Here is a 10,265-nt window from a genome sequence, read left to right on the forward strand (position 1 = left end):
ATGAACAAGATCACTCGTCGGCAGGCCATGGGCGCCACCGCCGGCGCTCTCGCCGCCCTCGGCACTGCCGGCGCCACCGCGCACGCGGCCGCCACCGACTCCCGCGCCGCCGCCACGCCCTCCGGCACGGTCGACGAGGTGTACCAGGGCCGCCGCATCCGCATCACCCCCGCCTCCGCCTCCGGCGGGCACCACGGCGCGCACCACGGGGGCGGCCACTCCGGCCTGCCCACCGTCCGCATAGACGGCCGCGAACTGCACGTCATGCGCAACGCCGACGGCACCTGGATCAGCGTGGTCAACCACTACGAGACCTTCGCCGACCCGCTGTCGCTCGCCCGCGCCGCCGTGCGCGCACTCCAGGGCGCCGCCCTCGCCCCGTTCTCGCCCATGGGAGGCACGGCATGACCGTCCGCAAGAACCAGGCCTCGCTGACCTCCGAGGAGAAGCGCGCGTTCGCCAACGCGGTGCTGGAGCTCAAGCGCACCGGCGTCTACGACCGGTTCGTCACCACGCACAACGGCTTCATCATGAGCGACACCGACTCAGGCGACCGCGTCGGCCACCGCTCCCCCTCCTTCCTGCCCTGGCACCGCCGGTTCCTGCTGGAGTTCGAGGCCGAGCTGCAGAAGGTCGACGCCGCGGTGGCGCTCCCGTACTGGGACTGGACCGCCGACCGGACCTCCCGCTCCTCGCTCTGGGCCGCCGACTTCCTGGGCGGCACCGGCCGCGCCCGCGACGGCCAGGTCATGGACGGCCCGTTCGCGTACTCCGCCGGGAAGTTCCCGGTCAACGTGCGCGTCGACGGCCGCGCGTACCTGCGGCGCTCCCTCGGCACGGGCGTCGCCGAGCTGCCCACCAAGGCCGAGGTGGACGCGGTCCTGGCCATGCCGGTCTACGACACGGCCCCCTGGAACAGCGCCTCGAACGGCTTCCGCAACCACCTGGAGGGCTGGCGCGGCGCCAACCTGCACAACCGGGTGCACGTCTGGGTCGGCGGTCAGATGGCCACCGGCGCCTCCCCCAACGACCCGGTGTTCTGGATGCACCACGCCTTCGTCGACAAGCTGTGGGCCGAATGGCAGGCCCGCCATCCGCGGTCGGCGTACCTGCCCGCCGCCGGCACCCCCCACGTGGTGGACCTGAACGACACCATGCGGCCGTGGAACGACGTCACTCCGGCCGACATGCTGGACCACCGCAGGTTCTACGCCTTCGACACCGATCCGGCCGCCGCGGCGAGCCAGCGGTAGTGCAGTTCGGGGCGGCCCACCTGGCCGTACCGGGGGGTGCGGTCGGCGCGGCCCGTGTCCACCAGGTGCTCCAGGTAGCGGCGGGCCGTGATCCGCGAGATCCCCGCCGCCCCCGCCGCCCCGGCCGCGGTCAGCCCCTCGGGGGCCGCCCGCAGCAGCGCGGCGACCCGGTCCAGGGTCGGCGCGCTGAGCCCCTTGGGCAGCTCGGCGGGGAGCGGGGTGCGCAGGGCGGCGAGCGCCCGGTCCACGTCGTCCTGGCCCGCCGCCTCACCGGCCGTCGAGCGGAACTCGGCGTAGCGCAGCAGCCGTTCGCGCAGCGTCGGAAAGGCGAACGGCTTCAGCACGTACTGGACGACGCCCAGCGAGACGCTCTCGCGGACCACGGCCAGGTCCCGCGCCGAGGTCACCGCGATCACGTCGACGGGATGCCCGGCGGCGCGCAGCCCGCGCGCGAAGCGCAGCCCGTGGCCGTCGGGCAGGCCCAGGTCGAGCAGCAGCAGGTCGACGCGGGTCCGCTCCAGGACGCGGGTGGCCTCCGCCAGCGTGTGGGCGGTGCCGACGGCGGTGAAGCCGGGCACCCTGCCGACGTACAGCGCGTGCGCGTCGGCGGCGACGGGGTCGTCCTCGACCACCAGGACGCGCACCTCGGCCGGGCGCCGTGCCCCCGCCCCGGCGCGGGCGTCCTCGGCCGGTCCGCTCGCGGTCATGCCTGCTGCTCCTTCCGCATCGGCAGTCGTACGGTGAACCGGGCTCCGCCGCCCGGGGCTCCGGCGGCCTCCGCGGTCCCGCCGTGCCGGTGGGCGACCTGGCGGACCAGGGCGAGGCCGAGGCCCCGCCCCTCCCCCTTGCCCGACCAGCCGTGCCGGAACACGTCGGCGGCGGAGCCCTGCGGAAGCCCGGGGCCGTTGTCGGCGACGCGGAGCAGGAGCGCGTCGCCGTCGGGGCGCACCGTGACCTCGATCCGGGCGCCGGGTACGCCGGTCAGGGCGTCGACGGCGTTGTCGACGAGGTTGCCGAGGACGGTGACGAGGTCGCGGGCCGGGACGGCGGGCGCCCCGGCCGCCGGACGGGCGCCGCCGTCGCCGTCGCCGGTCGACGCGCGGGCGCCGAAGGCGCGGCTGTCCGGGGTGACCACCAGCTCCACCCCGCGCTCGTGCGCCTGCGCCGCCTTGCCGAGCAGCAGTGCCACCAGGACCGGTTCGCCGACCGCGGTGACCACCTCGTCGGTGAGGGCCTGCGCCAGCTCCAGCTCGGCCGTGGCGAACTCCACAGCGTCGTCCGCCCGGCCCAGCTCGATCAGGGAGACGACGGTGTGCAGACGGTTGGCAGCCTCGTGCGCCTGACCGCGCAGGGCCTGCGTGAACCCGCGCTCCCGGTCCAACTCGCCGGTCAGCGACTGCAGTTCGGTGTGGTCGCGGAGGGTCACCACGGTGCCGCGGCGTCCGCCGCCCGCGACGGGCGAGCTGTTGACGACCAGCACCCGCTCCGCGGTCAGGTGCACCTCGTCCACGCGCGGCCGGTCCGCGAGCAGGGCCCCCGTCAGCGGCGGGGGCAGCCCCAGGTCGGCGACCGCGGTGCCGCGGACGTCGAGGGACAGGCCGAGCAGGTCCCGGGCCGCGTCGTTGATGAGGGTGACCCGGCGGCGCCCGTCGAGCATCAGCAGCCCTTCCCGGACGGCGTGCAGGGCCGCCTGGTGGTAGTCGTGGACGCGGCTGAGCTCGGCGGCGTTCATGCCGTGCGTGTGCCGGCGCAGCCGGGCGTTGACGACGTACGTGCCGACCGCGCCGAGGCCGAGCGCGCCGGCGGCGACCCAGGCCAGGGCGGACAGCTGGGCGGCGAGCCGGTCGCTGACGGCGCGGACCGTGATCCCCGCGGCGACCAGGCCGACGATCCGGCCGTCGTCGGCCAGGGGCGTGACCACGCGGATCGAGGGCCCGAGCGTGCCCGTGTACGTCTCGCTGAAGGTCTCCCCGCGCAGGGCGGGTGCCGTGTTGCCCATGAACGGCTCGCCGATGCGCTGCGGGTTGCGGTGGGTCCAGCGGCGCCCGTCGGGAGCCATGATCGTCACGAAGTCGACGCCCGAGTCGGCGCGCACCCGCTCCGCGTACGGCTGGAGCGCGGCCGAGGGATCGGCGCCGCGGCCCGCCCCGCGCGCCGCGTCCAGGACGGACGGCGAGTCGGCGACGGCACGGGCGACAGCCCCGGCCTGGCGCCGTGCGGCGTCCTCCGCCTGGCCGTGGGCCGTCGCGTAGGCGAAGACCGCGCAGCCCGCGACGACGACCGCGACCAGCAGCACCTGCATGGCGAAGAGCTGGCCGGCGAGGCTGCGCGGCGGGCGGGGGAACCGGAACATGGCGCTCAGTGTGCACCGGCCCGTGAACTCAATGAACGCAAGGGTGACCGGGGTCACAGGGGTGGGGGATGGTCTGGCGGGACGATTTTCACCACCAGGAGGCGAACGTGGCCGCCAGACGCGACAAGACCCACTACCTGTACATCGCCGTGATAGCGGCGGTGCTGCTCGGCATCGCCGTCGGCTTCGCCGCTCCGGGCGCCGCCGTCGAGTTGAAGCCGCTGGGCACCGGCTTCGTCAACCTCATCAAGATGATGATCTCACCGGTGATCTTCTGCACGATCGTGCTGGGTATCGGGTCGGTGCGCAAGGCCGCGAAGGTGGGGGCCGTGGGCGGCCTCGCCCTCGGCTACTTCATGGCCATGTCGACGGTCGCCCTGGCGATCGGGCTGGTCGTCGGCAACCTGCTGGAGCCCGGCAGCGGCCTGCACCTGACGGAGGCCGTCCGCCACGCCGGCGAGGCGCAGGCCAAGGCGGGCGGGGCCGAGAGCACCCAGGAGTTCCTGCTCGGCATCATCCCGACGACGCTGGTGTCCGCCTTCACCGGCGGCGAGGTGCTCCAGACGCTGCTGGTGGCCCTGCTGTGCGGGTTCGCGCTCCAGGCCATGGGCGCGGCGGGCGAGCCGGTGCTGCGCGGCATCGGCCATGTCCAGAAGCTGGTCTTCCGGATCCTGGCGATGATCATGTGGGTGGCGCCGGTCGGCGCGTTCGGCGCGATCGCCGCGGTGGTCGGGGCGACCGGCATCGACGCCCTGAAGTCGCTGGCCGTCATCATGATCGGCTTCTACGTGACCTGCCTGCTGTTCGTCTTCGTCGTGCTCGGGAGCCTGCTGCGGCTGTGCACCGGCATCAGCGTCTTCGGCCTGCTGCGCTACCTGGGCCGGGAGTTCCTGCTCATCCTGTCGACGTCCTCCTCGGAGTCGGCGCTGCCGCGGCTGATCGCGAAGATGGAGCACCTGGGCGTGTCCAAGCCGGTCGTCGGCATCACCGTGCCCACGGGCTACTCCTTCAACCTCGACGGGACCGCGATCTACCTGACGATGGCCTCGCTGTTCGTGGCGGAGGCGATGGGCGAGCCGCTCGCCCTCGGCGAGCAGGTCTCCCTGCTGCTGTTCATGATCATTGCCTCCAAGGGTGCGGCCGGCGTGACCGGCGCCGGGCTGGCGACGCTGGCGGGCGGACTGCAGTCGCACCGGCCGGAACTCGTCGACGGCGTCGGCCTGATCGTGGGCATCGACCGCTTCATGAGCGAGGCGCGCGCCCTGACCAACTTCGCGGGCAACGCGGTGGCGACCGTGCTGATCGGCACCTGGACCAAGGAGTTCGACCGCGAGCGGGCCCGCGAAGTCCTGGCCGGGCACCTCGCGTTCGACGAGACCACGCTGACCGACGACGGCCACGGCACGGAACTCCCCGCCGTGCCGCGCCCCTCGGCCGGCGACAAGACGGGCGTACCGGCATAACCGGTGCGCCGGCCGCGAGCCGGCCGGGCAGGGCTCGCCCCCACGGTGCCCAGCCTGGCCGGCTCGACCGGCATTCCACCGATTGTTTTCAGCCATCAGCCCGGCAAGTCGGCTGTGCTGAAACTTACTTCCGTACGGGGGCACGCGTCTGACATCTTGCGTCCACCACTCGTTTCGTACGGCCCGGTAACTGCGATCCGCACCACCGGGTCCTCGGAGGACGCATTGATACCCCACATATCCAGCCGACCCCGACGTACCCTCGTTCTGGCGGCAACCCTCGGCGCGGCGCTCGCCTTCGGAGCTCCCTCGGCCCTCGCCGGCACCCTTCCGGTCGTGCCGGCCGCCCCGTTCGCCGCCGCCAAGGCCCCTGCCGCGGCCCCGGCTTCCCAGAGTGCGACCTGGGCTGCCGGCACCCGCGCCTACCTCGTGATCACCGCTCCCGGTGACAACGCGTCCGTCCGCGCGGCGGTCTCCGCGAACGGCGGCACCGTCTTCTCGAACTTCGACGCCATCGGCGTCATCGTCGCCCACTCGGCGTCGGCGAACTTCGCCACGGCGATGCGCGGCGTCAGCGGCGTCCAGCAGGTCGGCGCCACCCGCACCTCGGACGTGCCGGCCGACGCCTACAACCCGGCGCTGCCCGCCAACCCGTCGCAGTCGACGACCCCGACGGGCGAGCCGGTCCGCGCCGACATGAGCCAGATCAAGGCGGACCAGGCCTGGGCCGTCACCACCGGCTCGGCCGACGTCAAGGTCGGCATCCTCGACACCGGCGTCGACGACCAGCACCAGGACCTGGCACCGAACTTCAACGCCGCCGACTCGGTCTCCTGCGCCTACGGCAAGCCCGACACCCGCGCCGGCGCCTGGCGGGACGTCGGCAACCACGGCACGCACGTCGCCGGCACGGTCGCCGCCGCCAAGAACGGCAAGGGCGTCATCGGCGTCGCCCCGGGCGTGAAGATCTCCTCCGTCCGCATCGCGGAGCCGGGCTCCTCGCTGTTCTACCCCGAGAACACCGTCTGCGGCTTCATGTGGTCCGGCGACCACGGCTTCAAGGTCACCAACAACAGCTACTACACGGACCCGTGGCAGTTCAACTGCCCGGACAACGCCGACCAGGCCGCCATCATCGAGGGCGTCCGGCGCGCCCAGGAGTACGCCGAGCGCAAGGGCTCGCTCCAGGTCGCCGCGGCGGGCAACGAGAACTACGACCTCGCCAACAAGACGACCGACACCGCCAGCCCGAACGACTCCACCTCGGTCACCCGCACCATCACCAACGCCTGCCTCGACATCCCGACCGAGCTGCCGGGCGTCGTGACGGTCGCCGCCAACGGCGAGGGCACCACCAAGGCGTCCTTCTCCAACTTCGGCCGCGGCATCATCGACGTCTCCGCCCCGGGCAGCAACGTCTACTCCACGGTCCCCGGAGGCAAGTACGCCTCCATGAGCGGCACCTCGATGGCCTCGCCGCACGTGGCCGGCGTCGCCGCACTGATCGCCAGCACCAACCCGGGCATCACCCCGGCGCAGATCCGCGAGAAGCTGGCCGTCCAGGCCAACGACATCGCCTGCCCGTCGGACAGCCGCTGCACCGGCACCACCGCCAACAACGGCTTCTTCGGCGAGGGCCAGGTCGACGCCCTGAAGGCGGTCGGCGCCACCCCGCCGCCCGGCAAGTACTTCGAGAACCCCGCGGACGTCGCCATCGGCGACAACACCACCGTCGAGAGCCCGATCACCGTCACCGGGGTCACCGGCAACGCCCCCGCCACCCTCAAGGTGGGCGTGAAGATCGTGCACACCTACATCGGCGACCTGAAGGTCGACCTGATCGCCCCGGACGGCAGCATCTACACGCTGCACAACCGCTCCGGCGGCAGCGCCGACAACATCGACCAGGTCTACACCGTCAACGCCTCCTCCGAGGCGGCCGCCGGCACCTGGAAGCTGCGGGTGAACGACAACTACCGCGGCGACACCGGCCGGATCGACGCCTGGAACCTCACCTTCTGAGCCTTCCGGACCGTACGGCACCCCTGACGCAGGCCACCGGGGAGCGGGCCATCCCGCCCCCCCGGTGGCCTGCGCCCGTCTCCGGCCCCCCGCCTACCGGGTCCGCAGCACGCAGTCCCCGCACAGGCCGCCGCCCCGCGTCCGGTAGTACAGGCAGCAGCTGCGCCGGACGAAGGCCACCCCGAGGCCCTCCTCGTGGACGAAGGCACCCGTCCCGCCGAGCGCGCCGCCCTCCGCGAGCAGGCCGGCCGCCACGGCCACGGCCGGACCGCCGTCCGGCACCCGGTCGAGCAGCACCCGCACCGCCCCGACCAGCCCGGACGCCGTGTTCCCGCGCAGCACCTGCGGCGAGACCCCGTACCGCTCGCGCAGCGCCGCGTCCAGGACCTCCACGTGCGCCAGGACGGCCGCCCCGAGGTCCGCGGCCGGCCGGGCCCCCTTGCCGGGCTCGGGCAGCCACAGCTCCAGCGAGCCGCCGTCGGGCATCCGCCACCACAGCCGGTCCGGCCCCAGGTCCGGCACCCGGCCGCCCAGCGCGGCGCAGCCCAGGCCGAGCGACCACAGCCGCGAGGCGATCCCGAACTGGGCGGTCGACGCGGCCACGCGGCCTGGCCCGCTGCCGATCCGCCGGCCGACCTCGGCCACGTACGGTCCGAGCCGCTCCCCGTAGAGCTCCGCCAGCGGCCGGAACCCCTCCGCGGGCGGGCGCGCCCCGCCGGACACCGTGAAGAACGGCCCCACGGCCGCCAGCCGGCGCAGTACGTCGTCCATCTCCATGCCGCAGATGATCTCAGGACGCGGCCGGCGCGGCGGCGGGGCCCTTCCCCCCGGCCACCGGCGCACCCGCGCCGCCCCGCCCCGCGCCCGGACGGTCGCGCTCCGCCCACCGGACCGCCTGGGCCATCGCGTACGGGGCCGCCAGGAGCACCTTGCGCAGGAGGTGCAGGCTCCACAGCCAGTGGGGGCACGTGTCGGTCTCCGCCCACAGTCTCCTCAGCTCGGACGGCTCCGCCTCCACCCGGTCCAGGGCGCGGCCGGCCAAGCCCCGCAGATCGGCGGGAAGCGCGGGGACGGGCAGGTCCGGGCCGCCGCCCGGGCCGGTGACGGGCCGTCCGCCGGGGCACTGGGCGGCGACAAGGGCTGCCCCGGCCACCGCTTCGACCGCCAGATGCCGGTCCAGGGGCTCCTCGGCGTCGAGGACGCCGCGAGCGCATCGCGTACGAGGCCGGGCCGGTCGGCCTCGGCCGCCTCGGCGGCCTCGTCGAGGGAGGCGCAGAAGTCGGCGGCAGTGTCGTTGCCGAAGGGGCCGACGTCCCAGGTGCCCGTGAGTCTCCTTGAGGTGGGGGTCCTCCGGGAGGGCGCCAGGGGCCACTGACAGCAGCGGCCCGACCGTCGTACCACAGGCTGTAGCCGGCCCCCACGGCGGACGGACGCGACTGCCCCGCCCGGGCTGCGCGCAGCCGCCCGCCGCCGCAGGCCGAGCGGGACGCACCGCCGGTACCCGTCCCCGGCCCGCCACCACACCGGCGTACCGGTTCTGCCCCTCCGCTGCCGTCCCGCGACGCCACGCACGAGACCGAACCGCGGCCGACTCGCCGCAACCGTCCGCAGGAGCACGTGATGCATCACCGCGCCGCAGGCAACCGCTGCCCCAAGCCGGCGCGGAGTGAAAGGGCGCGCCTCAGACGTGGCGTCGTGCCGTCGCGACGAAGGCGTCGATCAGCTCGCGCGTGACGTCGCGCCGGGGCAGCAGGCCGTCGCGGTCGGCGGGCCGGTCCAGCGTGCCGACCTCCGTGAACGCCGCGTCCGCCGCAGCCAGTACCTCGGCTTCATCCGTGAGCAGGCGGAGCCGGAACAGCGCGTTCTGGGCGGCCGAGCGCAGCTCGAAGGAACGTGCCCGCAAGGCCGCTTCGTCCTCCGCATCGCGTCCCTCGTGGATGCAGAACCAGTGGTGCAGCATCGCCTGGCGGAATTCCACGAGCAGCCCGGCGTACGAGCCGTAGACGTCCAGCCGGTCCTGCCGCAGCCGTTCCGCCCGGGCACCGTCTTCCGTCCGGCGCGCGGAGCGCTGCTGGAACACGTGGGTCATGGCCGAGCCCAGCAATGTGCCGAGGACCGCGATCAGGCTGGTGAGTATGGCGTTCATGCCCCCATGCAACCAGGCGCGGCGTAGGAGCAGCGCGGACGGGGAACCGGTGATCGCTTTGCATCCGCCGTCGGGGAGACGCGAGCCGGTGGGAACGAGGGACGACCATGAGGGAACGTGGTCCTCAAAGCCGCCGCCCCTGACACCGGGTTCGCAGAGGTCGGCTACTGGGCCGCGGCACATGCGCGCGCCGGGGAGTGGCGCCACCCGCACTGCAGGCCTTGACCGACTGGGCTTTCACTTCCTTCGCCGATGACGGCTTGACCTGCCTGGAAGCCCTGCACCAGGTCGACAACCTGGCGTCATGTCGTGTCGCGCAGAAGTGCGGGTACGGGCTGACCAGGCTTCTGCCTTCGGCACCGCCGGCGCATCCCCGCGAGGGCTGGGTGGTCTTCGAGTTCGGCGACGGGTTGTCAAACGCCGCGCCGCTGGTGGACGGGGTGGCGACGATCTCCTACCTCTACTCCTCCGCCGATGGCAGCCCGTACACCGTCACCGCGACGTACGCGGGGGACGCGAACCACGTCGGCGCGGCCGGCACCGACACTCAGACGGTGCAGCCGGCACCGACCACGCTGTCCTTGGCGGCCGGTCCCGATCCCTCGACGGAGGGTGAGCCGGTCACCTTCACCGCGCTCGTGACCCCGGACGTTCCGGGCGCCGGGACGCCCACTGGGGCGGTGCTGTTCGACTTCGGCAACGGAGACACGGCGAGCGCAACATTGTCGGGCGGACTGGCCATGCTCACGTACGCCTACCCCTCGGCAGTCGGCAGTCCCTTCACCATCAGCGCGACCTACGGCGGGGACGGCAACTTCCTCGGAGCGTCGGCGACGGAAACCCAGGAGGTGAACGCGGCCGGGCTGTAACCACCCTCGACCGCGGAAGGAACCGGCAGAGACCAACAGCCGCCGCCGCGGCCCCCCCCCCCCCCCCCCCCCGGGGGGGGGGGGGGGGGGGGGGGGGTTGGGGGGGGGGGGGGGGGGAGGTTTCCTTCCCTCGGCGATTGTGGGGGTGCGGAGGGTTCC

At 73.7% G+C, this 10,265-nt stretch carries 10 protein-coding genes and 2 pseudogenes; 6 read left to right on the forward strand and 6 right to left on the reverse strand.

The window, feature by feature from the left end:
* A complete protein-coding gene (melC1, locus tag ACZ462_RS04080) occupies positions 1 to 408 on the forward strand; it encodes an apotyrosinase chaperone MelC1 (RefSeq protein WP_467805025.1) in 408 nt (135 codons plus the stop codon).
* Positions 405 to 1,253 carry a tyrosinase MelC2 gene (melC2, locus tag ACZ462_RS04085; RefSeq protein WP_467805023.1) on the forward strand — a complete coding sequence of 283 codons (849 nt, stop codon included), beginning with the start codon at positions 405 to 407 and terminating at the stop codon, positions 1,251 to 1,253. Before melC1 ends, melC2 begins: the two co-directional genes overlap by 4 nt.
* Here melC2 and ACZ462_RS04090 read toward each other — a convergent pair.
* A complete protein-coding gene (locus tag ACZ462_RS04090) occupies positions 1,208 to 1,960 on the reverse strand; it encodes a response regulator (protein WP_467805022.1) in 753 nt (250 codons plus the stop codon). The two genes, melC2 and ACZ462_RS04090, sit on opposite strands and share 46 nt — an antisense overlap.
* On the reverse strand, positions 1,957 to 3,606 hold the full coding sequence (locus ACZ462_RS04095; protein ID WP_467805021.1) for a sensor histidine kinase: 1,650 nt from the start codon (positions 3,604 to 3,606) through the stop codon (positions 1,957 to 1,959). The genes ACZ462_RS04090 and ACZ462_RS04095 overlap by 4 nt, the downstream gene beginning before the upstream one ends.
* Before the next feature lie 68 nt (positions 3,607 to 3,674).
* Between ACZ462_RS04095 and ACZ462_RS04100 the strand changes: the two genes are divergently transcribed.
* Both ACZ462_RS04100 and ACZ462_RS04105 read left to right on the forward strand, forming a co-directional pair.
* Positions 3,675 to 5,069, forward strand: a complete 1,395-nt coding sequence (locus tag ACZ462_RS04100) for a cation:dicarboxylate symporter family transporter (RefSeq protein WP_467805019.1) — start codon at positions 3,675 to 3,677, stop codon at positions 5,067 to 5,069.
* A 225-nt stretch (positions 5,070 to 5,294) separates the two neighbouring features.
* Entirely contained in the window at positions 5,295 to 7,091 is a 1,797-nt protein-coding gene (locus ACZ462_RS04105; protein ID WP_467805018.1) for a S8 family serine peptidase, read from the forward strand.
* Positions 7,092 to 7,184: 93 nt separating this feature from the next.
* Here the strand turns inward: ACZ462_RS04105 and ACZ462_RS04110 are convergent, their stop codons facing one another.
* The 4 genes and pseudogenes from ACZ462_RS04110 to ACZ462_RS04125 form a co-directional block, all read right to left on the reverse strand.
* Entirely contained in the window at positions 7,185 to 7,868 is a 684-nt protein-coding gene (locus tag ACZ462_RS04110; RefSeq protein WP_467805017.1) for a (2Fe-2S)-binding protein, read from the reverse strand.
* 13 nt (positions 7,869 to 7,881) lie between these two features.
* On the reverse strand, positions 7,882 to 8,244 hold the full coding sequence (locus tag ACZ462_RS04115) for a DUF4259 domain-containing protein (protein ID WP_467805016.1): 363 nt from the start codon (positions 8,242 to 8,244) through the stop codon (positions 7,882 to 7,884).
* Positions 8,245 to 8,345: 101 nt separating this feature from the next.
* Positions 8,346 to 8,717: pseudogene (locus ACZ462_RS04120) on the reverse strand (DUF4259 domain-containing protein); the annotation flags it as partial.
* A 55-nt stretch (positions 8,718 to 8,772) separates the two neighbouring features.
* On the reverse strand, positions 8,773 to 9,237 hold the full coding sequence (locus ACZ462_RS04125) for a hypothetical protein (protein ID WP_467805015.1): 465 nt from the start codon (positions 9,235 to 9,237) through the stop codon (positions 8,773 to 8,775).
* Between the two features lie 27 nt (positions 9,238 to 9,264).
* Between ACZ462_RS04125 and ACZ462_RS04130 the strand changes: the two are divergent.
* Positions 9,265 to 9,620 (forward strand): annotated as a pseudogene (locus tag ACZ462_RS04130) (GNAT family N-acetyltransferase); the annotation flags it as partial.
* Between the two features lie 48 nt (positions 9,621 to 9,668).
* Entirely contained in the window at positions 9,669 to 10,106 is a 438-nt protein-coding gene (locus tag ACZ462_RS04135; protein WP_467882814.1) for an Ig-like domain-containing protein, read from the forward strand.
* Positions 10,107 to 10,265: the final 159 nt, after the last annotated feature.

The organism is Streptomyces sp. NPDC031121, assembly GCF_055570615.1.

Bases quoted from the DNA above. Each gene is read 5' to 3' on its own strand.
- melC1 (WP_467805025.1), top strand. From the start codon at position 1: ATGAACAAGATCACTCGTCGGCAGGCCATGGGCGCCACCGCCGGCGCT.
- ACZ462_RS04090 (WP_467805022.1), bottom strand. From the start codon at position 1,960: ATGACCGCGAGCGGACCGGCCGAGGACGCCCGCGCCGGGGCGGGGGCA.
- ACZ462_RS04125 (WP_467805015.1), bottom strand. From the start codon at position 9,237: ATGAACGCCATACTCACCAGCCTGATCGCGGTCCTCGGCACATTGCTG.
- ACZ462_RS04095 (WP_467805021.1), bottom strand. From the start codon at position 3,606: ATGTTCCGGTTCCCCCGCCCGCCGCGCAGCCTCGCCGGCCAGCTCTTC.
- melC2 (WP_467805023.1), top strand. From the start codon at position 405: ATGACCGTCCGCAAGAACCAGGCCTCGCTGACCTCCGAGGAGAAGCGC.
- ACZ462_RS04100 (WP_467805019.1), top strand. From the start codon at position 3,675: ATGGTCTGGCGGGACGATTTTCACCACCAGGAGGCGAACGTGGCCGCC.
- ACZ462_RS04110 (WP_467805017.1), bottom strand. From the start codon at position 7,868: ATGGAGATGGACGACGTACTGCGCCGGCTGGCGGCCGTGGGGCCGTTC.